At 69.7% G+C, this 25,058-nt stretch carries 24 protein-coding genes, 1 pseudogene and 1 riboswitch; of the genes and pseudogenes, 12 read left to right on the top strand and 13 right to left on the bottom strand.

Annotation, left to right across the window (positions count from 1 at the left end; genetic code table 11):
• The first annotated feature begins 20 nt into the window (after positions 1 to 20).
• The 6 genes from ACMATS_RS13305 (at position 21) to def (ending at position 6,531) form a co-directional block, all read left to right on the top strand.
• Positions 21 to 710 (top strand): sigma-70 family RNA polymerase sigma factor, encoded by a 690-nt coding sequence (locus ACMATS_RS13305; protein ID WP_414170717.1) that lies wholly within the window; start codon positions 21 to 23, stop codon positions 708 to 710.
• Entirely contained in the window at positions 707 to 1,042 is a 336-nt protein-coding gene (rsrA, locus tag ACMATS_RS13300; RefSeq protein WP_171088276.1) for a mycothiol system anti-sigma-R factor, read from the top strand. Before ACMATS_RS13305 ends, rsrA begins: the two co-directional genes overlap by 4 nt.
• Before the next feature lie 215 nt (positions 1,043 to 1,257).
• On the top strand, positions 1,258 to 2,580 hold the full coding sequence (locus ACMATS_RS13295; protein ID WP_414168008.1) for an HD-GYP domain-containing protein: 1,323 nt from the start codon (positions 1,258 to 1,260) through the stop codon (positions 2,578 to 2,580).
• Between the two features lie 782 nt (positions 2,581 to 3,362).
• Entirely contained in the window at positions 3,363 to 4,553 is a 1,191-nt protein-coding gene (locus ACMATS_RS13290) for an HD-GYP domain-containing protein (RefSeq protein WP_414170716.1), read from the top strand.
• A gap of 270 nt (positions 4,554 to 4,823) precedes the next feature.
• Positions 4,824 to 5,810, top strand: a complete 987-nt coding sequence (locus tag ACMATS_RS13285; RefSeq protein ID WP_336414126.1) for a tetratricopeptide repeat protein — start codon at positions 4,824 to 4,826, stop codon at positions 5,808 to 5,810.
• A gap of 91 nt (positions 5,811 to 5,901) precedes the next feature.
• Positions 5,902 to 6,531 carry a peptide deformylase gene (gene def / locus ACMATS_RS13280; protein ID WP_414168007.1) on the top strand — a complete coding sequence of 210 codons (630 nt, stop codon included), beginning with the start codon at positions 5,902 to 5,904 and terminating at the stop codon, positions 6,529 to 6,531.
• A 64-nt stretch (positions 6,532 to 6,595) separates the two neighbouring features.
• Here def and ACMATS_RS13275 read toward each other — a convergent pair whose 3' ends face one another.
• Positions 6,596 to 7,612, bottom strand: a complete 1,017-nt coding sequence (locus ACMATS_RS13275) for a ribonucleotide-diphosphate reductase subunit beta (RefSeq protein ID WP_390776440.1) — start codon at positions 7,610 to 7,612, stop codon at positions 6,596 to 6,598.
• Positions 7,612 to 10,005 carry a ribonucleoside-diphosphate reductase subunit alpha gene (locus ACMATS_RS13270; protein ID WP_414168005.1) on the bottom strand — a complete coding sequence of 798 codons (2,394 nt, stop codon included), beginning with the start codon at positions 10,003 to 10,005 and terminating at the stop codon, positions 7,612 to 7,614. Before ACMATS_RS13270 ends, ACMATS_RS13275 begins: the two co-directional genes overlap by 1 nt.
• A 162-nt stretch (positions 10,006 to 10,167) precedes the next feature.
• Positions 10,168 to 10,303, bottom strand: a riboswitch (cobalamin riboswitch).
• 246 nt (positions 10,304 to 10,549) lie between these two features.
• On the opposite strand from ACMATS_RS13270, the gene ACMATS_RS13265 reads away from it, so the two are divergent.
• Positions 10,550 to 10,864 (top strand): hypothetical protein, encoded by a 315-nt coding sequence (locus tag ACMATS_RS13265; RefSeq protein WP_414168004.1) that lies wholly within the window; start codon positions 10,550 to 10,552, stop codon positions 10,862 to 10,864.
• 307 nt (positions 10,865 to 11,171) lie between these two features.
• On the opposite strand, the gene ACMATS_RS13260 is transcribed toward ACMATS_RS13265, so the two are convergent.
• The 4 genes and pseudogenes from ACMATS_RS13260 to ACMATS_RS13245 form a co-directional block, all read right to left on the bottom strand.
• Positions 11,172 to 11,465 (bottom strand): hypothetical protein, encoded by a 294-nt coding sequence (locus tag ACMATS_RS13260; RefSeq protein ID WP_414168003.1) that lies wholly within the window; start codon positions 11,463 to 11,465, stop codon positions 11,172 to 11,174.
• A gap of 33 nt (positions 11,466 to 11,498) precedes the next feature.
• Positions 11,499 to 12,329 carry a helix-turn-helix domain-containing protein gene (locus ACMATS_RS13255; RefSeq protein ID WP_414168002.1) on the bottom strand — a complete coding sequence of 277 codons (831 nt, stop codon included), beginning with the start codon at positions 12,327 to 12,329 and terminating at the stop codon, positions 11,499 to 11,501.
• Positions 12,326 to 12,853: a DUF6879 family protein gene (locus ACMATS_RS13250; RefSeq protein WP_414168001.1), complete on the bottom strand. Its 528-nt coding sequence runs from the start codon at positions 12,851 to 12,853 to the stop codon at positions 12,326 to 12,328. Before ACMATS_RS13250 ends, ACMATS_RS13255 begins: the two co-directional genes overlap by 4 nt.
• Positions 12,840 to 13,028: pseudogene (locus ACMATS_RS13245) on the bottom strand (hypothetical protein); the annotation flags it as partial. The pseudogene ACMATS_RS13245 and the gene ACMATS_RS13250, both read right to left, overlap by 14 nt.
• A gap of 307 nt (positions 13,029 to 13,335) precedes the next feature.
• Between ACMATS_RS13245 and ACMATS_RS13240 the strand changes: the two are divergent.
• Both ACMATS_RS13240 and ACMATS_RS13235 read left to right on the top strand, forming a co-directional pair.
• Positions 13,336 to 13,836 (top strand): hypothetical protein, encoded by a 501-nt coding sequence (locus tag ACMATS_RS13240; RefSeq protein ID WP_414170715.1) that lies wholly within the window; start codon positions 13,336 to 13,338, stop codon positions 13,834 to 13,836.
• Between the two features lie 4 nt (positions 13,837 to 13,840).
• Positions 13,841 to 14,965 carry a hypothetical protein gene (locus tag ACMATS_RS13235; RefSeq protein WP_414168000.1) on the top strand — a complete coding sequence of 375 codons (1,125 nt, stop codon included), beginning with the start codon at positions 13,841 to 13,843 and terminating at the stop codon, positions 14,963 to 14,965.
• On the opposite strand, the gene ACMATS_RS13230 is transcribed toward ACMATS_RS13235, so the two are convergent.
• From ACMATS_RS13230 to ACMATS_RS13210, 5 genes are all read right to left on the bottom strand, one after another.
• A complete protein-coding gene (locus ACMATS_RS13230; RefSeq protein ID WP_390776451.1) occupies positions 14,925 to 15,116 on the bottom strand; it encodes a hypothetical protein in 192 nt (63 codons plus the stop codon). The two genes, ACMATS_RS13235 and ACMATS_RS13230, sit on opposite strands and share 41 nt — an antisense overlap.
• Positions 15,113 to 15,904: a MerR family transcriptional regulator gene (locus ACMATS_RS13225; protein WP_390776452.1), complete on the bottom strand. Its 792-nt coding sequence runs from the start codon at positions 15,902 to 15,904 to the stop codon at positions 15,113 to 15,115. Before ACMATS_RS13225 ends, ACMATS_RS13230 begins: the two co-directional genes overlap by 4 nt.
• 112 nt (positions 15,905 to 16,016) lie before the next feature.
• Complete coding sequence (gene mctP / locus ACMATS_RS13220; RefSeq protein ID WP_414170714.1) at positions 16,017 to 17,639, bottom strand: monocarboxylate uptake permease MctP; 1,623 nt, start codon at positions 17,637 to 17,639, stop codon at positions 16,017 to 16,019.
• Positions 17,640 to 17,671: 32 nt separating this feature from the next.
• On the bottom strand, positions 17,672 to 17,947 hold the full coding sequence (locus ACMATS_RS13215) for a DUF3311 domain-containing protein (RefSeq protein ID WP_390776453.1): 276 nt from the start codon (positions 17,945 to 17,947) through the stop codon (positions 17,672 to 17,674).
• 110 nt (positions 17,948 to 18,057) lie between these two features.
• Positions 18,058 to 18,936 (bottom strand): hypothetical protein, encoded by an 879-nt coding sequence (locus ACMATS_RS13210; protein WP_414167999.1) that lies wholly within the window; start codon positions 18,934 to 18,936, stop codon positions 18,058 to 18,060.
• 321 nt (positions 18,937 to 19,257) lie between these two features.
• Here ACMATS_RS13210 and ACMATS_RS13205 point away from each other — a divergent pair, with 321 nt between their 5' ends.
• From ACMATS_RS13205 to ACMATS_RS13195, 3 genes are read left to right on the top strand one after another with little or no spacing between them, the layout of a single operon-like run.
• On the top strand, positions 19,258 to 19,524 hold the full coding sequence (locus ACMATS_RS13205; protein WP_414170713.1) for a hypothetical protein: 267 nt from the start codon (positions 19,258 to 19,260) through the stop codon (positions 19,522 to 19,524).
• Complete coding sequence (locus tag ACMATS_RS13200; protein ID WP_414167998.1) at positions 19,505 to 20,023, top strand: DUF6879 family protein; 519 nt, start codon at positions 19,505 to 19,507, stop codon at positions 20,021 to 20,023. Before ACMATS_RS13205 ends, ACMATS_RS13200 begins: the two co-directional genes overlap by 20 nt.
• Before the next feature lie 11 nt (positions 20,024 to 20,034).
• The gene (locus tag ACMATS_RS13195; RefSeq protein ID WP_414167997.1) at positions 20,035 to 20,898 is read left to right on the top strand and encodes a helix-turn-helix domain-containing protein; all 864 of its coding nucleotides are present in this window, start codon (positions 20,035 to 20,037) and stop codon (positions 20,896 to 20,898) included.
• A 411-nt stretch (positions 20,899 to 21,309) separates the two neighbouring features.
• Here ACMATS_RS13195 and ACMATS_RS13190 read toward each other — a convergent pair whose 3' ends face one another.
• Together ACMATS_RS13190 and ACMATS_RS13185 are read right to left on the bottom strand one after the other, a co-directional pair.
• On the bottom strand, positions 21,310 to 21,594 hold the full coding sequence (locus tag ACMATS_RS13190) for a hypothetical protein (RefSeq protein WP_390776457.1): 285 nt from the start codon (positions 21,592 to 21,594) through the stop codon (positions 21,310 to 21,312).
• An 11-nt stretch (positions 21,595 to 21,605) separates the two neighbouring features.
• The gene (locus ACMATS_RS13185; RefSeq protein ID WP_390776458.1) at positions 21,606 to 24,914 is read right to left on the bottom strand and encodes a hypothetical protein; all 3,309 of its coding nucleotides are present in this window, start codon (positions 24,912 to 24,914) and stop codon (positions 21,606 to 21,608) included.
• Positions 24,915 to 25,058: the final 144 nt, after the last annotated feature.

The following is a 25,058-nucleotide window of genomic DNA, read 5'->3' as shown; positions in this document are numbered from 1 at the left end:
CCGCAGCGCTGCTGGAGGAGGTGGGTCCGGTCGCCGGTACCGACGCGGGGGAGCCCGTGGAGCGCACCGCGGGTGCGGGCACGGAGAGCGCCGCCGAGCGCAGTGCCCGGTTCGAGCGGGATGCGCTCACATTCCTGGACCAGATGTATTCGGCCGCACTGCGCATGACGCGCAATCCCGCGGACGCCGAGGACCTGGTGCAGGAGACGTACGCCAAGGCCTACGCGTCCTTCCACCAGTTCCGTGACGGGACGAACCTCAAGGCGTGGCTCTACCGCATTCTGACCAACACCTTCATCAACTCGTACCGCAAGAAGCAGCGCGAGCCGCTGCGCAGCGCGTCCGAGGAGATCGAGGACTGGCAGCTGGCACGCGCCGAGTCGCACATGTCGACCGGGCTGCGCTCCGCCGAGTCCCAGGCGCTCGACCATCTTCCCGACTCCGATGTCAAGGAGGCCCTCCAGGCCATTCCCGAGGAATTCCGCATAGCGGTCTACCTCGCGGACGTCGAGGGCTTTGCCTACAAGGAGATCGCGGACATCATGGGTACCCCCATCGGCACGGTGATGTCCCGGCTGCACCGCGGCCGCCGTCAGCTGCGCGGGCTGCTGGAGGACTACGCCCGTGAGCGCGGTCTGGTCCCCGCGGGGGCCGGCAACGTGCCGAACGGTTCCGACGAGTCGCACAATCGGAAAGGCTCGGACTCATGAGCTGCGGAGACCCGCACGAGACGGACTGCTCTGAAGTCCTCGACCATCTCTACGAGTTCCTCGACCACGAGATGCCCGAGGGCAAGTGCGCCGAGTTCGAGGTGCATATCGACGAATGCTCGCCCTGCCTGGAGAAGTACGGCCTGGAGCAGGCGGTGAAGAAGCTCGTCAAGCGCTGCTGCGGCCATGACGACGTGCCCGCCGACCTGCGGTCGAAGGTGATGGGCCGGATCGACATGATCCGGGCCGGCCAGGCCGTGCCCGAGCAGGACGTGGTGGCCGAGGCCAAGGCGGCCGAGGCCCAGGCGCGCAGCGTCGCCCAGGACCGGTAGCCGGCCGCCCCCTGGCCGGACGCCGCAGGGCGGGCTCCGAGGACGGGTGCGCCCGGAGTGGCTCCGGACCGGTTCCGGGGTGATCCAAACCGTCGGACCGGGGAACGTCACCCGAACGGACGGTCCAATACCCGGATCCCGTTTGCCCGGCCCGCCGGACGCCTATTCTCCCCAACCTGACGTCATGTCCGGGACGGTACGGGGAGGGGTGCGCCATGGGGGCACTTCCAGCGGCCGCGCGCGGCTACATCGCCTGCGTGGTGCTGGCCGCCGCGGTGTGCGCCCTGCCCGCCGTGCACCCCGGATCGGGCATCCCCTGGGGTGCGGTGCTGCTCCTCGCGGCCGTGTGCGCGGTGTGCGAGCGGGTGCCGCGCTGTGCGCCCGTCCTTCCCGTGCTGCTCGCCGGGGCCTTCCTGCTGCCGCCCGCCGCCGCGGGGCTGGTCGCGGTGCCCGGTGCGCTTGCCGGGCGGGGGGAGCCACGGCCGGTGTGGGTGCGGCGGCTGTGGCATGCGGGGCAGTACGTGCTGGCGGGGGGCCTGGCCGCGGAGGTCTTCGCGCATGTGCCCGGCGGTTCCGCTTTTCCTTATGCACTGGTGCCCGCCTTGACGGCGGGTGTCGTCTTCGCCCTGGTCATGGCCGCCCTCGACGGCGGCGCCCTGGTCACCGCCGAGGGGCGCTCGCCGCGCTCGGCCTGGCGGGGCCGGCTGCCCGGGGTACTGGTGCCCCCGCTGGTCCACGGCCCGGCCGGCCTGATGATGGCCGTCCTGTGGCAGAGCGTCTACGGCCCCGTCGCGGCGCTGCTGGTGCTGCTGCCGCTGTCCATCTCCTCCTGGGTCCTGGACCGCTGCCGCCGTGAACGGGCCGCCCACCAGGCCACGGTGCGGGCCCTGGTGCAGGCCGTCGACCTCAAGGACCGCTACACGCGCGGCCACAGCGAGCGCGTGGGCCGCGCGTCGGTGCTGATCGCCCGCGAGCTGGGCATGAGCGGGGAGCGCCTGGAGGCGCTGCGCTTCGCCGGCATCCTGCACGACGTGGGCAAACTCGGCGTGCCCACCCGGGTGTTGCGCAAGGACGGGCCGCTCACGCCCGAGGAGCGGCGGGTGATCGAGCTGCACCCCGAGTACGGGCACGAGATGGTCCGCGGCATCGGCTTCCTCGACGAGGCGCGGGCGGCGATCCTCCACCACCACGAGCGCCTCGACGGAAGCGGCTACCCCTATGGCCTGACGGGTCGTCAAATTCCGGAGTTCGCACGGGTGGTGGCGGTCGCCGACGCCTTCGACGCGATGACCTCCACCCGCAGCTACCGGCGCGCCCGCCCGGTCCCCGCGGCCCTGGAGGAGCTGGACCGCTGCGCCGGAACCCAGTTCGACCCGCGCATGGTCGAGGCGCTCTCCACGGCTCTGACCCACCACCGCTGGCACCCGGCGCCGCCCCCGCCGGAACTCGCCGCCCAGGCCAGCCGAAACGTCCCTTCTGATCACCCTGGTCACCCTTCCGCCGCCGGGCCGGCCCACCACCCGGGGGGCCCCGGATGACGGGCCGGACACCGGGAGCGGCTCCGCCGCCGGGCGAGGCGGGCGGAACGGCGTGCGGGGCTCGCCCGCGCCCCGGAGCGGCCGCCACGGCGGCCGACGGGCCCGCCCCGGACGAGGCCGCGCTCCCCGCGGGCGCCCAGGTGCGCGAGCGGGTGCCCGCGCCGGGTGCCCGCGCCCGTTCCGGTTCCGCCGCCGCGGTGGCCGGCCGCGGCCGGCCACCGGCCTCCGAGGACCTTGCCGGAGGCGCCGGGGGAGGACTCGGTCAGGCCGGTCCGGGCGCCGACGAAGCGCCCGCCCCGGCAGCGGCCTCCGGGGCCGGCCGGGCCGCCGCCGCCCGGGTACTGCCGACGGGCGGCCACGCCCCCCGCCCCGCTTCCGGTTACGGCGATGCACCGGCCCCCGCACAGGCCCCGCCGGGGCCGGGGAACCGCGGAGTGCTCGCCCCGCTCCCGGCGGTCGGACGCCCGCGCCGGGCCCCCGAGGACACCCCGGTCCCGTCCGGGGAGCCGGGGCGCGGGGCCTGCGAGGCGCCGGATCCCGCAGCGCGCATTCCGGGCGGCCCGGTTCCGTCCGGGGAGGCGGGCTCCGCCCCCCGTATCCAGGACGCTCCGGCCCCGCCCCGGGAGCCGACCCCCGCCCCCCGCATCCCGCACGGCCCCGTCCCGTCCGACGAGCCGGAGCGCGCCCTCGGCGACGCGCCCGCCCCCCGCATCCCGCACGCCCCGGCCCCGTCCCCCCTGGGGTCCGGGGTCCGGCCCCGGCGGCGTTGGGTCGTGCGCGGGGTGCACGCCGCCGCCGGGACCGCGGCGCTGGCCGCGCTGCTGTGGACCGCCTGGCGCGGCGTCGCGCAGCCCGGCGTCGCCCTGGCCTACGGGGTCCTCATCGCGCTCGGCGAGGCCGCCCGGCGGCGGCCGCGCAGCGGCGGGGTGCGGGAGACGGCGCCCGTGGGCGCCGCCGCGACCCTCGCCTACGCGCTGCTCGGCGAGGTCGGCGGGCGGCCGGCCTCGCACGGGGTGCCGCAGGTCGTGGCCGTGGTGCTCGGCGCCACCCTCGCCGGGGCCGTCGGCCGCCCGCCCGCCGTCGACCGGCTCGCCCGCCGCGTCCTGAACGCCGGGTTCGCCGCCACCTGCTTCCAGCCCCTGCAGCACGCGGGCACGCCCGCCCCCGGCCCGTACTACGCGCTGTTCCTGCTGCTCCTGCTCGTCCTCACCGCCCTGTGCGACGCCGTGCTCGCCGCCGCCCTCACCCGGGCCCGCACCGGGAGCCCGTACGGGCCGCTGCTGCGCGAGGAACTGCGCACCCTGCCCGGCATCGGCTCGGCGATCTGCGCGACCGGCGTCGTGATGGCCCTCGCGGTGGCCGTCGCCGGACTGTGGGCGCTGCCGGTCTTCTGCCTCCCGCTGCTGGTCACCCAGCTGTCGATCCACCGCTACGAGGCCGTGCGCGCCACCCGGCGGCAGACCATCGCCTCGCTGGCCCGGGCGACCGAGATCGCCGGCTACACCCCGGCCGGCCACGCCCGCCGCGTCGCCGCGCTCGGCCTGGCCGTGGGCCGGGAGCTCGGCCTGTCCGACGCGGACCTCACGGTCGTGGAGTACGCGGCGCTGATGCACGACATCGGCCAGCTGTCGCTCGTCGACCCGGTGCCCGCGGGCGCGACCGAGCCGCTGCCCCCGGAGGAGCGCCGCCGTATCGCGCTGCTGGGCGCGGCCGTGGTCCGCAAGACCGGCGTCCCGGCCGATGTCGCCCTGGCGGTGGAACAGCAGGCCGATCCGTACCGCGAGCAGCCGCTCACCGCCCGCGTCGTGCGGACCGTCAACGCCTACGACGACCTCGTCGCCGACCCGGCGTGCGGCCCGCTGCGCGCCCTGGAGCGGCTGCGGCTGGCCACGGCGCACGACCACGAGCCCCGGGTGGTGGAGGCGCTCGCGAGGGTGCTCGCGCGCGGCGGCCCCGCACCACCGGGGCCGTGAAAGTGCGGGCAAACCCGGAGTAGTCCGCTGAACCCACGGGTAATGAGCGGGCGTCCGGAAGGACATGGTTGGATGCGAAGAAGACGAAGAGAATGGCGAGACAGCGGAATCGGGGGGTGTCGTGCGCGCCGTCGTCGGCAAGAAGGAGGCCTGGAGGGCGGCAGCGCTCCCCGCAGCGAACACGGTGCGGCAGGCGTCCGTCGGTGAGGACGGCGGCCGGCACCGGGACCATCCGGCGTGGTTGCACGCAGAAACCGGCAGGCGGGAATCGTGAGGATCTTCGGCAGGGTGCGGCACCGGCCTTCCGCCTCGTGGCGGCAGGCGACGGACCGTGCCTTCACACTCATCGGCGACGGCCGGTACGAGGACGCGGGCGCCCTGCTGACGCGCGCGGCCGACATGGAGCCCTGGCTGTCCGAGTCGTGGTTCAACCTCGCGCTGCTGCACAAGTTCCGTCACGACTGGGAGCAGGCGCGCGCGGCGGGCCTGCGCGCCGTGGCCCTGCTGGACCGCGAGGCGGGCGCTCCCGACTGGTGGAACGTGGGCATCGCGGCCACCGCCCTGCAGGACTGGCCGCTGGCCCGCCGCGCCTGGCAGGCCTACGGGCTGAGAGTGCCCTCCGAGGGCGGCCCGGCCGGTGAGCCGGTCGGCATGGAGCTGGGCAGCGCGGCCGTGCGGCTCTCCCCGGAGGGCGAGGCGGAGGTCGTGTGGGGCCGTCGGCTCGACCCGGCGCGCATGGAGGTGCTCTCCATCCCGCTGCCTTCCTCGGGCCGCCGCTGGGGCGAGGTCGTGCTGCACGACGGCGTCCCGCACGGGGAGCGGGTCACCGCCGCCGGGCCCTCGTACCCGGTCTTCGACGAGATCGAGCTGTGGGCCCCGTCCCCGGTGCCGACCTGGGTGGTGCTCCTGGAGGCCGCCACCGAGGCCGACCGGGACGCCCTGGAGCGGCTCGCCGCCGACGCCGGCTTCGCCGCCGAGGACTGGTCCTCGTCCGTGCGCCTGCTGTGCCGTACGTGCTCGGAGAGCCGGATGCCCAGCGACGAGGGCGACGGCGAGCACCTGGACCCGCACGACCACAGCGAGCCCGGCCACCCCGGCCCGCTCGGCCACCGCACGGCCGGCTCCGGCTCGCTGTGGGTGCCGGAGCGCGAGTGCGGCATCGCGGCGCCCGCGGGCCTGGTGCGGGGCCTGCTGGACGGCTGGGTCGCCGACAGCCCGGACACCCGGGAATGGCGGGATCTCGAAGAGGTCTGCTGAGCGGTGGCCGAGGCTCCCCGTACCCTGTATGAGCCCTGTGGATTCCGGGCACGATATTGCTTTCGGGTTGTGAGAGAGGCATACGGCGGACATGGCGCAGCAAGATACTGAGCAGTCGGTGAACGGCGAGTTCATCGTGGACACCGAGGACTGCGAGGAGCGCGAGCTCGCCCATCGCGAGCGCGGCACCTCCCGCCCGATCACCGTCGTCGGCAACCCGGTCCTGCACCGCGAGTTGCAGAACGTGACCGAGTTCGACGACAAGCTCGCCGAACTCATCGACGACATGTTCGCGAGCCAGCGCACCGCCGAGGGCGTCGGCCTCGCCGCCAACCAGATCGGCGTCGACCTCAAGGTCTTCGTCTACGACTGCATGGACGACGAGGGCGTCCGGCACGTCGGCCACGTCTGCAACCCCGTCCTCGAGGACCTGCCGGCCGAGCGCCGCGTCCTCGACGACTCCAACGAGGGCTGCCTGTCCGTCCCGACGGCCTACGCCGCCCTGGCCCGCCCCGACTACGCGGTCGTCAGCGGCCAGGACATGAAGGGCAACCCGATCCGCGTCGAGGGCACCGGCTACTTCGCCCGCTGCCTCCAGCACGAGACGGACCACCTGTACGGGCGCCTGTACATCGACCGCCTGTCGAAGCGGGAGCGGCGCGACGCGCTGCGGCAGATGGAGGAGGGCACGCCGCGGTACCCGGTCGTCGCGAACGACTAGTCGTCGTAACAGAAGGCCCGTACGGAGGGATTCCGTACGGGCCTTCGTTCGTCTGCAGGGTGCTTTAGAACTCGTCGTCGAAGGAGACCGTGCCCTCGACCGCCACCTGGTACGCGGAGGCGCGGCGCTCGAAGAAGTTGGTCAGCTCCTGGACGTTCTGCAGCTCCATGAAGGAGAACGGGTTCTGCGAGCCGTAGACCGCCGGGAAGCCGAGGCGCTGCAGGCGCTGGTCGGCGACGCACTGGAGGTACTCGCGCATCGACTCGGTGTTCATGCCCGGCAGGCCCTCGCCGCACAGGTCCCGGCCGAACTGCAGCTCGGCCTCGACGGCCTCCTTGAGCATGTCGGTGACCTGCTGCTGGAGTTCGTCGTCGAAGAGGTCGGGCTCCTCCTGGCGCACGGTGTCGACGACCTCGAACGCGAAGTTCATGTGCATCGTCTCGTCGCGGAACACCCAGTTGGTGCCGGTCGCCAGGCCGTGCAGCAGGCCGCGGCTGCGGAACCAGTAGACGTACGCGAACGCGCCGTAGAAGAACAGGCCCTCGATGCACGCGGCGAAGCAGATCAGGTTGAGCAGGAAGCGGCGGCGGTCGGCCTTCGTCTCCAGCTTCTCGATCTTCTCGACCGAGTCCATCCACTTGAAGCAGAACTGTGCCTTCTCGCGGATGGACGGGATGTTCTCCACCGCGGCGAACGCGGCAGTGCGGTCCTCCGGGTCGGGCAGGTAGGTGTCGAGCAGCGTCAAGTAGAACTGGACGTGCACGGCTTCCTCGAAGAGCTGCCGCGACAGGTAGAGCCGCGCCTCCGGGGAGTTGATGTGCTTGTACAGCGTCAGCACGAGGTTGTTCGCGACGATCGAGTCACCGGTCGCGAAAAATGCGACCAGGCGGCCGATCATGTGCTGCTCGCCCGGCGAGAGCTTGGCGAGGTCGGCGACGTCGGAGTGGAGATCGACCTCCTCGACGGTCCAGGTGTTCTTGATCGCGTCGCGGTAGCGGTCGTAGAAGTCCGGGTACCGCATGGGACGCAGGGTCAGCTCGAAGCCCGGGTCGAGCAGGTTCTTGGAACGTTCGGCGGACATTACTGGCAGGCCTCGCAGGACTCGGGGTTTTCGAGGGAGCAGGCGATGGCGTCCGCGTCGGGCGCGGCCTGCTGCACCGGAATGGTGGCGGCGGCGGCCGAATTGCCGGACGCCGCGCGGGCGATGCGGGTCGCGGGGCGCGAACGCAGGTAGTACGTCGTCTTGATGCCCTGCTTCCAGGCGTACGCGTACATCGAGCTGAGCTTGCCGATGGTGGGCGAGGCCATGAAGAGGTTCAGCGACTGGCTCTGGTCCAGGTACGGCGTGCGGGCCGCGGCCATGTCGATCAGGGAGCGCTGCGGGATCTCCCAGGCGGTGCGGTACAGGTCGCGCACCTCCTGCGGGATCCACTTCAGGTCCTGGATCGAGCCGTTGGCGTCGGTCATCGCGTCGCGCGTGGTGGCGTCCCACACGCCGAGCTGCTTCAGGTCCTCCACCAGGTAGGTGTTGACCTGGAGGAACTCACCGCTGAGGGTCTCGCGCTTGAAGAGGTTGGAGACCTGCGGCTCGATGCACTCGTACACGCCGGCGATCGAGGCGATCGTGGCGGTCGGGGCGATGGCGAGCAGCAGCGAGTTGCGCATGCCGGTCTTCGCGATCCGGGCGCGCAGGGCGTCCCAGCGCTCCGGCCAGGTGGCCGTGGCGTCCGCGTAGTGGTCGGGGTGCAGCACGCCGCGGGCGGTGCGGGTGGCCTCCCAGGCCGGGTGCGGGCCGTGCCGCTCGGCGAGGTCGGCCGAGGACTCGTACGCCGCCAGCATGATCCGCTCGGAGATCCGGGTGGACAGCGCCTTCGCCTCGGGCGAGTCGAAGGCCAGCCGCAGCCGGAAGAAGACGTCCTGCAGGCCCATCAGGCCCAGACCGACCGGCCGCCAGCGGGAGTTGGAGGAGCCCGCCTGTTCGGTCGGGTAGAAGTTGATGTCCACGACGCGGTCGAGGAAGGTGACGGCCGTGCGGACCGTGCGGTCCAGCTTCTCCCAGTCCATCTCGCCGTCGGCACCCAGGTGCGCGGCGAGGTTGACCGAACCGAGGTTGCAGACGGCCGTCTCGCCGTCGTTGGTGACCTCGAGGATCTCGGTGCAGAGGTTGGAGGAGTGGACGACCGCGCCCGGCTCGGCGGTCTGGTTGGCGGTGCGGTTGGAGGCGTCCTTGAACGTCATCCAGCCGTTGCCGGTCTGCGCGAGGGTGCGCATCATGCGGGCGTAGAGGACGCGGGCCGGGATCTGCTTGACGGCCTTGCCCTGGGCCTCGTACGCACGGTACGCGGCGTCGAACTCGTCGCCCCACAGGTCGACCAGGTCGGGGGTGTCCGCCGGGGAGAACAGCGACCAGTCGGCGTCCGCCTCGACGCGGCGCATGAACTCGTCCGGAATCCAGTGCGCGATGTTGAGGTTGTGGGTGCGGCGGGCCTCTTCGCCCGTGTTGTCGCGGAGCTCCAGGAACTCCTCGATGTCCGCGTGCCAGGTCTCCAGGTAGACGCAGGCCGCGCCCTTGCGCCGGCCGCCCTGGTTGACCGCGGCGACGGAGGCGTCGAGGGTGCGCAGGAACGGCACGATGCCGTTGGAGTGCCCGTTGGTGCCGCGGATCAGAGAACCGCGGGAGCGGATGCGGGAGTAGGAGAGCCCGATGCCGCCCGCGTGCTTCGACAGCCGCGCGACCTGGTGGTAGCGGTCGTAGATCGAGTCCAGCTCGTCCAGCGGCGAGTCCAGCAGGTAGCAGGACGACATCTGCGGGTGGCGCGTGCCGGAGTTGAAGAGCGTGGGGGAGGACGGCAGGTACGAGAGCGTGCTGGTGAGCCGGTAGAGCTCGGCGACGTCCTCCAGGGCCCGGACGGAGTGGTCCTCGGCCAGGCCGCAGGCGACGCGCAGCAGGAAGTGCTGCGGGGTCTCGATCACGTTGCGGGTGATCGGGTGCCGGAGCAGGTAGCGGCTGTGGAGCGTCCGCAGGCCGAAGTACCCGAACCGGTCGTCGGCGCCGTCGGCGAGGGCGCCGTCCACGAGCGCGTCGAGCCGCGCGGCGTGCTCGGCGACGAACGCGGCGGTGCCGTCGGCGATCAGGCCCTCACGGTGCCCGACGGCGACGGAGGCGGAGAAGGAGACCGCGCCCTGCCCGGCCGCCTCCTCCCGGATGGCGAGCGTGAGCAGCCGCGCCGCGAGCCGCGAGTACTCCGGCTCCTCGGCGATCAGCCCGGCGGCGGCCTCGGTGGCCAGGGACCGCAGCTCGGCCTCGTCCGACCCGGGGTGCCGGCCGCGCAGCGCGGCGGCGGCGACCTTGCCGGGGTCGGTGGCGGGCAGATCGGCGGTGAGATCGGTCAGGGTGCGCAGCAGCGCGGTCCCGGGGCCGCCGGTCTCCTCCGCAGTGGCTGCTGAGACCGGATCGGCGGGCGCGATGGTCACGTGTGGCTCTCCCTCGCTCGGCTGGTCGGCTGGGGCCGCTCGGGAGGCACTCGACGGAACGCGTACCGGCACACTTCTTCGGGGCATGCCGGACAGCGCCCATCGGCCCAACCCGCGGGGCCCGGACGTGTTCGTCACCCATGCCAAGCCCTGGGGCGGCTCGGACGTGGGCGCGCTGGCGGCAGGTCCTCGGACTTGTGGAGCGCATATGCGCATACATTCACCGTTGCGGGACAGTTCCGGATTTCCACCGGATTCCCCTGCGGCGACAGCGAGGACGAGCATACATCTAGTGCCGGGGGTCGGGAGCGCCCCCACATGTTGTGTCGGGGCGTCGTCGGATGGTTGCGGAATGTGCTAACGGGTGGGGGTGTGCGGGGGGTTGGGGGGTGGGCCGCGGGGGCGCGGTGAGGGGGCTTCAGGGGCTCTTCACGGGCCTGGAAACCGCCCCGGGCGGGGGTTGGCTGCCCTAGGATCGAACGGCTCGGACAGCCACGTCGGGCCCGGCGGACGGCCGGGCCGACCGCCCGTCAGGAGAAGCGGCATGAGCGCACAGCAGACCCCCGTGATCACCACGACCTTCCGCGGCGAGACGGTCACGGTCCGGGCCACCATCCGTGACGTACGCGACTTCCTGCCCGAGCATCGGAGAGAGGCCTTCACCGAGGCCGTGGAGACGACGCCCGTCGCCGACCTCATGACTCTCTTCATGGACTGGGTGTGGGAGGCGACCGGCGACGATCCGCGCGTCGCCGAGGCCTGTGCCCGGGCCCGTGCGGGTGACCGCTCCGCCGCGATCGACCACGAGGCCTACCTCGACAGCCGCAGCGACAGCCACGGTGTCCAGGGGGCAGCGTGAGCAGGCGTTTCGCTCTGCTCTACAGCGACGATGTCTCCCGCACCCTCGACAACCCTCCTGAAGAACAATGCGGACGCCTTCCAGCGGATCGCGGCCGCACTGCGGACGTTCGCCGACAATCCGTATGTACCGGGAGCGCCTCGCGTCAACGAGGACGGGTTGGCTGAACTCCGGCAACCAGGGCTGTTCAGGGCGGCCTGCCATGTGGCTGGAACACCGGAGCGAGGCGGCGTGGTGACCACGGTGCGGCTCTTGGCCCTGGCCTGACCTCTGCACCGCTGCGGGCGGACGGGAGAGGTCCGGACAGTCAGCCGTCGTGGCCGAGGTCGCGATCGTCCTGCTTCCGCTTCGCGGCCTGCGCGTAGAGCAGGGCATCGATCACTTTGCGGGCCGTGGCCAGGGGAACGGTCCCCAGGTACACGTGCGGCTCGCCGGACAGGGAGGCGCGCCCGGCCAGTTGGGGCCAGGAATCCGGGTCGCCGATCCTGATGCCCATGTGCGCCAGCACGCGCCCGAGCATGAAGGCGACGTCGTCGGCACGGCGTTTGCCCGCCATGAAGGCGTCGGCTTGGCGTGCGGCTGATTCGGTTTCCGGGGTCATGGGCACATCGTGAATGCCGCGACCGAAGTGGTTCTAGACGGTTTCCTGCTCGCGCAAAAAGTTGTCCCGGATACGTGCGATGAGGGTCCGTGCATCGTCGCCCGAAACGGCGACCTCTCCGAAGCCGGTGAACTTCCTTACATAGAGCTCGATGTCTCTGGGGTCGGTGACGACCAGTTCTGCGTGAACAGTCTCGACGGTCACCAGTCGCTCGTCCTTGATGGAGAAGGAGTGTGCCGGGAAGTCGTTCTGCTCTGCCGAAAGCGGCACGACGCGAATGTCGGAATTCGGCAGACGGGATACCGAAATAAGTCGGTCCAGCTGGCCCACCATGACCAATGGTGCAACGATTCGCCAGCGCAGCACGGGCTCGGTGATGATGAACCGGAACGACTTGGACGTGTCATAAAGGACGCTCTGGCGTGCCAGACGTGCTCCGACAACCTGAGCCAACTGCTCCTCAGTCAACTCCTTCCGGGCCCAGACGGCCCGCACATATTCAGGTGTCTGGAGCAGGCCCGGGACCAACGAAGGCTGAAACAGCCGCAAGAGCGTCGTCTTCGACTCGAGTGCCTGGACCTGTTGCTGTTTGCGGTGGTACCCCAGCCGGCGATAGAGCCGCCAGGCCGTCGCTTCGGTGGCGGCGGCCCGTGCCGCCGCCATGTACTCGGCCTTGACTTCTTCGGAAACACCTATGGCGGTGAGGATCTGCGCCACATCGACCACACTGGGCGCAACATTGCCTGTCTCGATCTTGCTCAGCTTGGACCTGGACATGACTGCGCCGCGGGCGACGGTCTTGGCCTCCAGACCGGAGGCCTGCCGGAGCGCCCGCAGCGCGGCTCCCAGGTCGGCTCGGTTCACTCGCCGTGCTTCGCCCACCATTCAGGGAACGGCTCGGCGTGGGCGAGTGCTGTATCCCGGTACGTCGTGAACTCGGACAGCCGGTCGGATCCGACGAACTCGGATCCGAGGAACTTTCCCGCCCCGTCGTAGCTCATGGCACTCACGACGCGGTTGTCGAACATCCAGAAGTCAGGGGCCTGCGGGAGCGGATTCTCCTGCTCGGTGGTGTCGAGGATGTAAAATTCTTCACCGGCCGTCATGTTGCGCTGATATCCCCAGCCGAGCTCGAAGCGCAGGTAGTCGGTGAGGGGCCGGGAAACGATGTGCACCCGGTACATGCGCTTGCCGGCCCGGGTCGCGTTTCCGATCGTCGTCACCCAGTCCGCCGACTTGAACCACTGCGGCTGTTCCTCTCCCGCCAGGAAGGCCTGGTACGCCTCCACGCTTCCCGACTTGCTGTAGTCGTCCAGTGTCTCCAGCCGGAATGCTTCCTGTTCGAACTCCGAGAACCACTCGCCCAGAGTCCTGGATGAGGTTGTCACGAACGGCCTTTCGGATCAGTTCGACGGGGATCTCGACCATGGCCTCGTGTTCGGGGATCTGCAGTCCGTGGTCGGTGATCAGCCCGCCCTGGAAGGCCAGCGTCCCCTGCTCGGTACGGTAGATGGCCGGACACTCGCCCTCATCGCAATCGCCTACAAGCCGCGTCAGTACCACGCTGCCCCCTCGTCGGGTCGATGTCGTCTCCGATCGTCCCGAGCGTGGTGGGCGTGGGGCAAGGGGTCCTTGTTTCCGTTACTGGAAACTGCGGAGATTGCTCCCGAGAGCCGATGACTCGGCTGTGGTAGCTGATCGCCGTCGCCGTCGGCTGGACGTTGCGGACGTCGGGACTCAACTGCGGCTCATCCACCAGCGGATCATGTCGGTGTCTGCTTGATCGCGTTGTCCCGGCGTTGTCAGACCCTCCCCATACGCTCGACCACAGTCGGTGACGGAGCCGGTGACGGAGGAGGGCGAGGCCGCCATGACGCACGAGGACGCGACGATGACCCGCATCGAGGCCGCGGTGACGCTGCACCGCGAGGGCGACGCGGAAGGCGCCCGGATGCGCCTCGGCGAGATCTGGCAGGACATCGGCCCGGACGGGGACGCCTTCCACCGGTGCGTCCTCGCCCACTACATGGCCGACGTCCAGCCGGACCCCGAGGACGAACTGGCCTGGGACCTGCGCGCCCTGGAGGCCGCAGAGTCGCTGACCGACGACCGCGTCCAGGAGCACCACGCCTCGCTCGCGGTCCGCGGCTTCTACCCCTCCCTGCACCTCAACCTGGCGGAGAGCTACCGCAGGACGGGGAACGCACCGCTGGCCCGGGAGCACCTGTCCCGGGCCAGGGAGCACGCGGACGCCCTCGGCGACGACGCCTACGGCGACGGCATACGTGCGGCCCTCGACCGGCTGGAGCTCCGGCTGGCGGGGACGGGCGGAACCCCGCCCGTGGGCCCCGCGACCGCAGGCGCACAATGACGCCATGTTGATCAAGGCCCGTAGGGCCGATGTGTCCCGCGAGGACCGCCGGTCGGCGATCGCCATCGCACTGGGCGGCCTCGTTCTCGCCGTCGCCGCAGGCATCCTGCTCCTCGTCACCGTCCCCGGCCTCCACGCCGAGGAACGCGACTTCAAGGAGGCCTCCCCTTGCCCGGCCACCGCCCCGTCACCGGACTGCGAACGGCCCGTCGGGGCCACGGTGACGGGCAGCGAGACGGACGACCACCGCAAGACACCGCGGTACTGGCTCGACCTCGCCGAGCGCGACGGGACGCCCCACCACGTCAGGATGAACGAGAAGGGCTACCCGGTTTTCGCCTCGGTCGGGAAGGGCGATCCGGTGACCCTGTGGTACTGGCGCGGTCACATCCGCTTCATCGACTTCCACGGCCTGCGGCAGTCCACCCACGAGGACCCGACGGGGGACTTCCGGCTCCCGACTGCCATCGGCATGGGCCTTTCGGCCTTGGCCCTGAACTTCTTCTGGTGCGCCTACTGGCTGGCCCGCCGTTCGGGCTCCTCGCGGTTGAGGGCACCGTGGCAGCTCATGGTCCCGACCATGGCGACCGTCTGCCTCGCGACCGTAGGGGGCATCTGCGGTTACTTGGGAGACGGGATGGGAGAGGCCCTGCGGTACGGCGCTGCCGGAGCTGCGCCCGTCCCGGCCGTGACGGTCGCCGTGGCCGTCTGGAACGTCCGCCAGGACCGGCGGCGGGAGACCGACACGATCGAGGTCACTCCGGTCGTTCCCGACAAGGAGGAGATCTGCCAGGGCCTGATAATCGGCGATGTCCCCTACAGCGTGGACGGATTCGGCATCCTCGTGGCCGGCCCCGGCCTGCTCGCGGCAACCCCCGACCCCACCGGCCACTTCGCCCGCAAGGTCGTACCGCGCACGCTCGTCGTGGAGCGCGTCCGCCCGCCGTACTGGACGGACCCCGGCCCGGATCTCACCAACTTCCTGATAGCGGAGTGCCGGGACGGTGGGACGCCCGTGCTCATCGCATCTCCGGAGGTGCACATGCCGTGGGTGCTGGGCGCGTTGGGGGCCGCGGAGCCGGAGCCTGTCACGGCCGAGAGCGCGCGGCCCGCAGACGGACGAACGTGACGGCGGCGTGCACGGCGAGGGCGGCCGGCACGGCGAGGAGGAGGCTCCATGGCGTGATGCCCAGCGCGGCGAGGAGGCAGAGGTACGGAACGGTCAGCAGGGTGGGGACCGTGGAGAGCAGGGCGATGCGGGTGCGGGTGGGGCGGTTCATGACCGGGCCCCCTTCTCGGTCTTCTCGGTGCTGCCTCGGGCGAGGTCCAAGTAGTCGGCGAGCGCGCGCCATTCGTCCGCGGAGGCGGCGGCAGCCGGATCACCCGACATGGCCGCCGGGTCCTCGTACCAGGCCGCCCGCACCCCGGTGCCGATCCCCGCGTCACCGCCGCTGAACAGGGTGCTCAACTCGTCCATGCGGGCCACCAGTTGCCGGACCCTACGGTCGGTGGGCGGTGTCCCGTCGACGCGGAGCCGCTCCGCCCGCCGGTACAGCTCGGGCCATTCGATCTCCAGGAGGTAGTGCATCGCGGGCCCGAGGGCCGCGGCCCGTGACTCCAGCACCTGCATCTGCTCGTCGTCCAGGTGCCGGCGCAGCGTGCGCTCGCCCTCGGGCCCCGTGCCGCCGATCGCCCGCAGCGCGTCCCACAGCATGCCGGTGCTCGGTGCCTGCCCGGTGTCGAGCGCGTCGCCGAGCTGCGCGAGCCGCTGCTGCAGCGAACCGAGCGCGGCAAGCGATGCCTCGACCGCCGCCAGGTGATCCCGTACGAGCCGCGCGGGGTCGACCCCGGTGTCGAGGCAGACGGCAATGCTCTCCAGGCTCAGCCCCAGCCTGCGCAGGGCCAGCACCTGGTACAGCCGGACGAGATCGTCCTCGGTGTACTCCCGGTGCCCGCCGGCGGTGCGCCGCGAGGGGCTGAGCAGTCCGATGCCGTCCCAGTGGTGCAACGTACGCACGGTGAGCCCGCTGGCCTCGGCGAGCGGGCCCACTTTCCAAGTCGTGGTCATGGGGCAACCATGTAGCCTCACACGACGTGAGGTTCAAGTCGCGGACCGGGTTGCTGGCGCGCATCTTCACGCCACACGGAATGGCGTGAAGATGCGCGCCGGCGGAGCGGTCTCAATGCCCGCCCGGGGCCGCTCCCGCCGTGGCCGGCGGCAGGTCCGGGCTGACGCCCGGGTCACCGGCATCGGCGGTGTAGTCCGACGCCGACGTCTGGTCGACACCGTCCGGTGCCCCGACCGCCTTGAGGACGAAGGTCAGGACGACGACCACGAGCACGTTCAGGACGAACGCCGTCAGGCCGATGTAGCCCTTCTCCCCGATGAACGGAATCAGGTTCGTATTGCCGAAGTGGTCCTGCGTGGCGCTCGGCGTCTCGTACGCCCGCCACGTCCCGTACCCCATCCCGACGGCCCATCCCGCGAGCAGCGCCCAGCGGTGCGGCCACCGGGTGAAAAGTCCGCCGACGAGAGCCGGCACCGTCTGGAGAATCCAGATCCCGCCCAGCAATTGGAAGTTGATGGCGACCGTCTTGTCCATGGTGAGGACGAAGACCAGGGCCCCCACCTTCACCAGCAGCGAGGCGAGCTTGGAGACCTTGGCCTCGTGCGCGGGCGAGGAGTCCGGCCGGATGAAGTCCTTGTAGATGTTGCGCGTGAAGAGATTCGCGGCTGCGATCGACATGATGGCGGCGGGGACCAGGGCCCCGATCCCGATGGCCGCGAAGGCGACCCCCGTGAACCAGTCCGGGAACATGTCCGCGAAGAGCTGCGGAATCGCCAACTGCCCGTTCTTCACCTTGATTCCGGCGGCGACGGCCATGAACCCCAGCATGGCCAGCAGCCCGAGCATCAGTGAATACAGCGGCAGAATGGTGGTGTTGCGCCGGATGACGTTGCGGTTCTTGCTGGAGAGCACGGCCGTCACCGAATGCGGGTACAGGAACAGCGCCATCGCCGAACCGAGCGCGAGCGTCGCGTACGCCCACTGCGCCTGCGGCCCCGTGACGAGCGATCCCCGCGGCTGGCCGGTGGCGGGGTTCGTGACGGCAAAGGCGTGGCCGGACTTGCTGAAGATCTCGCCGAAGCCGCCGAGCTTGATGGGGATGTAGATGATGGCGACGGCGATGACGATGTAGATCAGGGTGTCCTTGACGAACGCGATGAGGGCGGGTGCCCGCAGCCCGGAGGAGTACGTGTACGCCGCCAGGACGCCGAAGGCGATGAGCAGCGGAAGATCCTTGACGAACCAGTTCGCGTTCGCCCCGCCGCCCACGCCCATGACGTCCAGGACGGCCTGAATACCGACCAGTTGGAGCGCGATGTACGGCATGGTCGCGAGAATTCCGGTCAGCGCAAGGGCGAGCGAGAGCCCCTTGGAGCCGAACCGCCCGCGGACGAAGTCCGAGGACGTCACGTACCCGTGCTTGTGCGCGACGGACCAGAGGCGGGGGAGGAAGGTGAAGACGAGCGGATAGCAGAGGATCGTGTACGGCACGGCGAAGAATCCGGCCGCCCCGCCCGCGTAGATCGCCGCCGGGACGGCGACGAAGGTGTACGCGGTGTAGAGATCGCCGCCGAGCAGGAACCAGGTGATCCAGGTGCCGAACGACCGCCCGCCGAGCCCCCATTCGTCGAGGTTGTTCGCGTTCTCGGCCTGCCGCCATTTCGCGGCCAGGAATCCCATGACCGTGACGGCGAGGAAGAAGATGATGAAGACGGTGAGGGCGACGCCGTTCACGCCGTGGGCGCCGTCCGCGAGGATGGTGCGCGTCACTTCCGCTCACCCCCTCGGCGCGCCCGCTCGTGGCGCCGGACGAGGACGTAGGCGACGACCGTGAGCACGGTCGAGAGGACCACCCACAGCATCTGGTACCAGTAGAAGAACGGTATGCCGATGAGGGTCGGAGTCAGCCGGGAGTACGAGTCGACCCAGAGCATCGCCCCGAAGGGGATGGCCAGACATACGCCGGCCACGACGAGCGGCACGGTGACGACGGGGCGGCTGTGCCCCCTGTTGTTCTCGGGTGGTTCTGGTGGTGCCGACATGCGGTGACTCCGTCCGTCCCCTGTGCGAGTGATCACTTACGTGATGCGCACGAAATCTAGGCGAGGGGCGGGGCGACGTCACCCCCTGTCCGGATTTCGGTATGGCAACGTCACCCTGGGCTGAGCGCCAGCGCCTCGCGGACGGCAGCCATGCCGCGGTGGGTTGCGGCGATGGAGGCGGAGGTGTCGTACGGGGCCGCAGCACGGCGGCAGTCCCGGCACCGCTCCTCGTCGACGACGGGCCGGAACACCCGCCCGCAGGGCCCGCTGCAGGAGCGCAGCGGCTTCGGGGCCGCCTTGGGTTCCGGCGCGGGCTCCGGCATCTTCCGCACGAGTCGGTCGCGCGTGATCCCGGCGGGGGAGCGAACAGGTTCGGGGAGCCCGGAGGTCAGCGCGTCGCGGAGGTCGGCGAGGGTGGCGCCGCGGAGCAGCCATTCGCCTGCCAGCGGGGCGAGTTGGCGCAACTCGCGCCCGCTGAGGCGGAGCCGCCGTTCACCGCGGGCGACGGCGGCGAGGGCCTGGGCACCGCGGTCGGCGAGCGGGTGGTGGGGAGGGTGGGAGGTGTTCTCCTCGGTGTTTTCAGGGGAACGACCGACGGCCCGAGGGGTCGGCTCACCGACGGCCGGTTCCGGGGCGGTCGGTTGGGGCGACGGATCCGGAACGCGGCCGTCCCGTACGGCGATTGCGTCGGCGGCCGTCAACGGCACGTTGGAGATCACCTGCGGCCGCGACCACCGCCCGGATCTGTCCTGGCACCGCCACTCGTGCAAGTACCCCTCGGCGAGCAACTCGCCCTTCGCGCGGTTGAACGCGGCCTTCTTGATCCCGGCGCGTTGCGCGGACTCGTAGAGCGGCTCGCTCGCGGTGGCGGGCAGCGACAGCTGCCAGAGCAACAGCCGGACGGCGTCGGAGGAGAGGCGGGGATGGCGGATGATCTCGTTGGGAACCTGTGAGAAGAAGCGCGCTGGGGGGATAGCATGCCGGTGCATCTGCGGGGAGTCCTTCTCTCCTCGTGAGTGAAGACCCCCTGTGCCGGTTGCCGCCAGCGCGGGGGGTCGCTTGTTGCGGCCACCGTAGAGGAGTGCGGTGCAACCAGACGGACTTCACGGCAAGTTGCATGATCTGTAGCTGCTATCGCCTGTGTAACGGCCTCTCTGTCCATGAAGTTGCGCGAGGTTGCACAGTTTTGTTGTCGGCAGTGCCGGGATCTGATGCTGAATGCGACTCCCTGCACATCTGCTTGACAGTCACCTCAGCTCCGCGTGATGGTCATGCGACGGCGTGCAAACCACAAGGTGAAGGTGATCGCGATGGGCCTGAAGTTCCTCGGCATCTACCCCAACACGCCAGACGACGGTTCGCCGACCATCTGGCAGGACGAGGAAACCGGGGACCTGGTGATCCAGTCCTGGAAGGCCGACGAAGAAACTGTCCGTCAGGCGCAGGAAGTAGGTTCGATCCCTGGCCACTCGACAGATGTACCCGACCACGAGACAGTGATCCGTCTCCCTGCGAACATGCTCCAGTTCATCCCTCACCTGAACAGCGAGGTGCACGGTGGCAACGGCGGTACGTGAGTCCCTGGCCAAGGCCCGGCGCTCGGCGGTGCATCTGGAAATGCGTGACAGCTACATGCGTGACGACCCTGAGTTCATCCGCTGGCAGCAGGGCCACCGCGAAGATCCCGCCGACCGGGCGTCGTGGTGGCGGTCCTGGCTGGACGTGGTCGCCGAGACGACTGCCCGAGGGGTTTCCATGCGGCGCGCGAGGGTGGTCTCGGAACCGCTCAGTGACTATGTGCGGTACGAGCACGACGGGACGTTCACGAACATCGCGGCCGGCGAGGAGGTGCGCTGGCTGCCGCGACCCAAGGCCCGTGACCTGTTGCTGCCCGCGCTGGACTTCTGGTGCATCGACAACCAGACCTTGATCCTTCACCACTTCAGCGGTGACGGGCAGTGGACCGGCCCTGGGATGGAGGTATGCACTGATGTGGCCCTGGTCAAGTTGTATAGCGGGGCATTCGAATCGGTATGGGAACGAGCGATCCCACACACGGAGTACAGGCCTGCCTGAAGCCGCGCACCATGGCTGCATCATCAGCATCTTCGAGCGTCCAGCAAGCCCGACAGAGCCTCGCCAATCGCCTTGGCGAGATCCGCCGCGATGCCGGGCTGACCGGCCGCGACCTGGCCGCTGCGTGTGGCTGGCACCCATCGAAGTCGTCCCGCATCGAAAACGCCCGAACGTCGCCGTCCGCCGATGACATCCGGGCATGGTGCCGCATCTGCGGCGCGGAGGCCCAGGTCGATGACCTGCTCGCATCCCTCCGCGCCGTGGAGGGCATGTTCGTGGAATGGCGGCGCATGGAGCGCTCCGGGCTTCGGCAGGCGCAGGAGGCCCGGTGGCCTCTCTACGAACGCACGCACCGCTTCCGTTCGTATTCGTCCTGGCTCGTGCCCGGTCTGATTCAGACCCGTGCCTACACGTCTGCCGTACTGCACTCGATCCGAGAGCGCCGAGGCTTGATGGACGATGTCCAGGGGGCAGTGGAAGAGCGCATGGAGCGCCAGAGGGTGCTGTACGACGGGCATCGCCGGTTCGCTTTCCTCGTTGAGGAATCCGTCTTGCGCACTGGACTCGGCGGCACAGAGGTTATGGCTGGCCAGCTGGGCCATCTGCTCACGGTGGGCTCACTTCCCAACGTGAGCATGGGTGTTGTGCCGATGAGCCCCGACCGTGCTCGCTGGCCGGCGGAGGGCTTCTGGATCTACGACGCAGCACAGGTCAACGTCGAGCTGATATCCGGCTATTTGACGATCACGCAACCCAGCGAAGTGTCCATGTACGCCGAGACTTTCGCTGAGCTCGCTGCGTTGGCTGTGTACGGGGCGAGGGCACGGTCGCTGATTACGGCGGCCGTTGACGCTCTGGCGTGGGGACGTCGGTGACGCTGAACCGGTCATGACATTGGGCTCATCCACTCTGGCGAGCCAGCCCCGCAGAACTCATTCCATGTGAGGCAGTAAGCCCGGGACTCCGGTCTGGCATGGGCCCACACCAGCTGCAGATCGAAGCCTTGTCCCAGGAGTCCAACACGGCTCATCGGACTCACCCGATGGCTCCGCTTCAGGTTGGTCCTCCGGGGCGCAAGCCCAGAACTCGAACAAGGCTCGATCTGCAGTGGCGAAGGCGCTGCAGATACCGATCAGCTGGCCCCATCACCAGTGATGGCCGGCGCGCGCATGCCGGAAGCTGGGCTGTGGGCGCGGGGATACCCCTGGTCCACAGCCCAGCAGCCTGGCCCTTGAGTGAACATCCAGGGCTCATTGTTTCAGTCCTGGACAGTCCCGGTCGCGACGTCAGTGCTCAGGATTGTTTCGCTCGTTCTGCTGGCGCTTCATGTATTTCAGTGTCACCCATGCGAGCACGAGGGATGCGCTGCCGATACCCAAACCAACCATCCGGATGGTCAGGCCATTGTTGGTGATGGCGCCGACAAAACCCGCAACTGTTCCAAGGCATCCAAGAAAAAGGGAGCGCCAGCCAAGGAGCATTTCGCCAAGCATTTCGCCGAGCCCGAAAATTGACCCCTTTGCGAAGCCCCCGCCTTTCAGCGAGTTCAGCCAGTTCTCCTTGTTCGCCATTTATTTCAACCTCATGTGATGGGAGCGACGGGACGTTGCCCGAGAGGGCCAGGTGTTATATATCGTACCGGACCGCCTTCGGGCAGGAGATAGTCGATCACCGTCGCGCCGAGCGCTACCGGCCACCCGAACAGCCTGGTACCGCCTCTGCCGATGACGCCTACTGCCCCACCCATCGCTACGGCAGAGCCGCTCCAATAACCTCCGAGCTGCCCTGCGAAGAACGGGCCGATGAATCCCTTGAAAGCCTCTTTGGACTCGTCGGTACGGCCCAGCACAAAGAGTGCAGAACCATCGAAGGCCCCTCGCAGGCTGAAGAATCCGACTACGTTACGCACTCCGTCGGGGACTCCGGCGTTGCTGTGCTTCTCGAAGACGACGTCATCGTTCTTGGGGTCGTCCTGCGGGCGGTAGTTGATGTTCAGGTTCGCCTGTGCTGTGTCCTTGGCTTTTTTCGCTTCCGCCTGCTGCTCCTGGCGGCGCTTTTCGACAACGCTGGCGTATGCGTCACGCGCGGCCTGGCCGGCCTCGGCGGCTTCCTTGCCCGCGTCCAGGGCGGCCTGCCGAGCCACGCGGGCGGATGAGGCCGCATTGCTGGCCGAAATGCTGGCCTGGGCAGCGGAAGCCGTGGCCTGACTGGCTGAATAGTTCGCGGCCCGGCTGGCCTTGCGGGCGGTAGCAGCGGCGGACTTGGCCTGCTCGGCCGAGGTTGCCGCAGCTGCCGCGGATTTGTCGGCGGCCTGCGAACTCTCGCGTGCCCGTGCCGCGTGGTCACTCGCTTCCTGTGCGGCTTGCTTTGCTTGCTTGGCGTAGCCGTTTGCCTCGTCAGCCTTTCCCCTGGCGTGGGCTGCCGCCTCGGCTGCGGTGTTGGCGTCCTCGTAGGCGGTCGCTGTGGCCTTGGCGGCAATGCTGATCTGTGCACGTACAGCTGCGACGTGGGCGTCGGTGTCCTGATCGGCCTGTGCGGCCTTGAACTGGATACGCGTCACGAAGACGCCCACCATCCAGCGGGGGCCGGCCAGGGCTATGCGGGCTGCCGACTTCACGTTCGGGCCGCCCTTCTCCATGATTCGCAGAGCCTCGACCCGGTCGTCGTCGGCCTGCGCCTTCGGGTAGCTGCTGAGGAGGAAGGCGCTGAGAGCCTTGGCCGAGCCGTCGTTCATAGCTGCGTTGCCCGCTGCAGTCACGGCCTTGCCCGCGTCTTCCATCGCCCGCAGAGTCTGGATGCGGAACTCGTCACGCTGGCTCTCCACCACTCCGTCCGTCAGGAACGCCTCGACCGCCGCAGGGCCTTGAGCGAGTGCAGCTTCGGCGCCGGAAGCCGTCTTCGACGTACCGATGCGGGCCAGGTGAAGAGTGGTCTCGCGATCGTCTTCCTGCTGTGCGGTCACGCGATCCGTCGTGAGCCAAGCGAGCATGTCGGCGTCGGTGCCGGAAAGGGCCTGGCCGGCAGCCCCGCTGGTCCAGCCGCCGTCGCTGCTGAGGAGGTTGACCGCAGCCTTGCGGGCAAGGGCGGCCGCTGCCGCGGGGGCCTGCTTGACCTTGTCCGCTCCCTCGGCGAGAAGTCTCTTGGTCTCCTCGTCCATGCGGGCAGCCTGCGTCCGCGCGTACGTATTGGTGGCCTTTGCCTCGTTTTCGAGAGACTTCAGGAATTCGGCGTCCGCGATCGCCTTCGCCTCCCCCTGCTCGAGCAGGGACTTCTCAGCCTCGCGGGCCGTCTTCTCGGCCTGTTGGGCCTGAGCAGTTGCGGACGCGGCCTGTTCTGCTGCTTGGAGTGCGGCGTTGGCGTGTGCGGTGGCCTTCTTCGCCTCGGCATCGGCCTCACCGGCATGCCGAGCGGCGTCCTCCGCCGCGTCCGCAGCGGCGTCGGCGTGGCGGGCCGAAGATTCGGCGGCCTGGCGTGCTTCCCGGGCCGCCGCAGCAGCCTGGTTGGCCAGGCTCTGGGAGCGACGAGATGCATTGGTGGCCTGCGTTGCCGCTGAGCGGGCCTGGGCTGCGGCCCGTCGCGCACGTGCGGCCTCGCTGGCGGCGACCCCGGACTGCTCGCCTGCGACGGCTGCGGCCTCGGCCGCGGCAGCCGCATTCTGCCCGGCGCGGGCAGCGGCGGAGGCGGAGCTCCCGGCAGCGGCACTGGCGTCAGCGGCATGGGAGGCGGCCTGAGCTGCGGTACGGGCGCCGGCAGCGGCATCGCGGGCTGCCTGAGCCGCCTTTCGCGCATTCGCGGCCTGATTACGGTCACTGATGGCGGCATTCGCCGAGTGGTACGCCCTGGCGGCCGCCTGCCCCGCCACAGTGGCGGCGTGCGCAGCGTTGGCGGCAGCCTGTGCTGCGGTGCGCGATGCGGCCACCGCAGCGTTCGACGCTTCGATCGCGGTACGAGCAGCCGCGGCCGCGCCTTCGGCGGCCTGGGCAGCACGGGTGGCGGCACGCCCGGCCTTGTCCGCATCCCCCTTCGCAGCCCGGCTCTCTTCCGCAGCCTTCTCGGCAGCTTCCTTGGCCAAGGCTGCGGCCTCGTCGGCACGGGCAGCTGCCGCCTTGGCCTCCTCGGTCTCGGCCTTGGCACGCTTGCCTGCCGCTGTGGCCGCATCCGCGAGTTGGGTAACTGTCATCAGTTCCTGGTCACGGGCACGAGCCAGGTGCTGCCCGGTCTCCAGGAACTGGACTCTGTCCTGCGGGGTTCCGCTCATCGCCCGTGCGCCGGCCTGCTCCATGGCCTGACCGCCGGAGTTCATCAGGGCCAGCACCCGGACCCGGTTGTCCTCGTCCTCGGCCTTGGACCAGCCCTTGTCGAGAAACTCATCCAGTGCCTTGGCCGACCCGTTGTTGAGGGCCTTTTGGCCCTCTCGGTTCACGGCCTTGCCGCCATCGTTCATTGCCCTCAGCACGGCGACGCGTCGGTCATCCTGCAAGGGCTTCTCGAACCCGGACTTCAGGAAGTCGAGAACATCTTGGTCGCTTCCGGACAGTGCCTTCTGGCCTGCTTCACTCACCCCCTTACCTGCGGTAGGGAGCATCTTGAGGATCGCGATGCGCGCATCGTCGACGGTGGCGCGATGAAGTCCCCGTGCCAGAAAGTCCTGCAGATCCGCATCGGTTCCGGTCAGGGCTTTGGCGGCGGCACGCCTCACTCCCGCGTCGCCACTCATCCAGGCGTCAACAGCTTGGGCCCGGGCGTTGGCTGGCAGCGTGCCATGCTCCGGAGGGGCTGCCTCCGCGACAGCAGTGCCAAAAAGAACTATGGAGACCGTCAGTGCGCCAAGGGCGGTGAACCTCTGCCCTCGCCAACGGGACCGACCGCCTGTCAATTCTGTCCGTTCCATGTCAAGTATTCACACTGGCTTCTCGGTATCAATGATCGTTTTCCTGGGCGCACTTGACGCCGGATTTGAGGATCACACATAGCCTCGATGGATTAAAGTCAAGGTAAAGGGTGAGTAATGTCACGGTGCGTCTGGGTGGTCCCT

The sequence above is a fragment of the Streptoverticillium reticulum genome (assembly GCF_047456005.1).
Lineage (GTDB): Bacteria > Actinomycetota > Actinomycetes > Streptomycetales > Streptomycetaceae > Streptomyces > Streptomyces reticulum.
This window is presented reverse-complemented; position numbering and strand designations above follow the sequence as displayed.

Bases quoted from the DNA above. Each gene is read 5' to 3' on its own strand.
- ACMATS_RS13295 (WP_414168008.1), top strand. From the start codon at position 1,258: ATGGGGGCACTTCCAGCGGCCGCGCGCGGCTACATCGCCTGCGTGGTG.
- ACMATS_RS13230 (WP_390776451.1), bottom strand. From the start codon at position 15,116: ATGAACCGCCCCACCCGCACCCGCATCGCCCTGCTCTCCACGGTCCCC.
- ACMATS_RS13225 (WP_390776452.1), bottom strand. From the start codon at position 15,904: ATGACCACGACTTGGAAAGTGGGCCCGCTCGCCGAGGCCAGCGGGCTC.
- ACMATS_RS13265 (WP_414168004.1), top strand. From the start codon at position 10,550: ATGAGCGCACAGCAGACCCCCGTGATCACCACGACCTTCCGCGGCGAG.
- ACMATS_RS13185 (WP_390776458.1), bottom strand. From the start codon at position 24,914: ATGGAACGGACAGAATTGACAGGCGGTCGGTCCCGTTGGCGAGGGCAG.
- ACMATS_RS13235 (WP_414168000.1), top strand. From the start codon at position 13,841: ATGTTGATCAAGGCCCGTAGGGCCGATGTGTCCCGCGAGGACCGCCGG.
- ACMATS_RS13190 (WP_390776457.1), bottom strand. From the start codon at position 21,594: ATGGCGAACAAGGAGAACTGGCTGAACTCGCTGAAAGGCGGGGGCTTC.
- ACMATS_RS13260 (WP_414168003.1), bottom strand. From the start codon at position 11,465: ATGACCCCGGAAACCGAATCAGCCGCACGCCAAGCCGACGCCTTCATG.
- ACMATS_RS13205 (WP_414170713.1), top strand. From the start codon at position 19,258: ATGGGCCTGAAGTTCCTCGGCATCTACCCCAACACGCCAGACGACGGT.
- ACMATS_RS13240 (WP_414170715.1), top strand. From the start codon at position 13,336: ATGACGCACGAGGACGCGACGATGACCCGCATCGAGGCCGCGGTGACG.
- ACMATS_RS13215 (WP_390776453.1), bottom strand. From the start codon at position 17,947: ATGTCGGCACCACCAGAACCACCCGAGAACAACAGGGGGCACAGCCGC.
- ACMATS_RS13195 (WP_414167997.1), top strand. From the start codon at position 20,035: ATGGCTGCATCATCAGCATCTTCGAGCGTCCAGCAAGCCCGACAGAGC.
- rsrA (WP_171088276.1), top strand. From the start codon at position 707: ATGAGCTGCGGAGACCCGCACGAGACGGACTGCTCTGAAGTCCTCGAC.
- ACMATS_RS13210 (WP_414167999.1), bottom strand. From the start codon at position 18,936: ATGCACCGGCATGCTATCCCCCCAGCGCGCTTCTTCTCACAGGTTCCC.
- def (WP_414168007.1), top strand. From the start codon at position 5,902: ATGGCGCAGCAAGATACTGAGCAGTCGGTGAACGGCGAGTTCATCGTG.
- ACMATS_RS13275 (WP_390776440.1), bottom strand. From the start codon at position 7,612: ATGTCCGCCGAACGTTCCAAGAACCTGCTCGACCCGGGCTTCGAGCTG.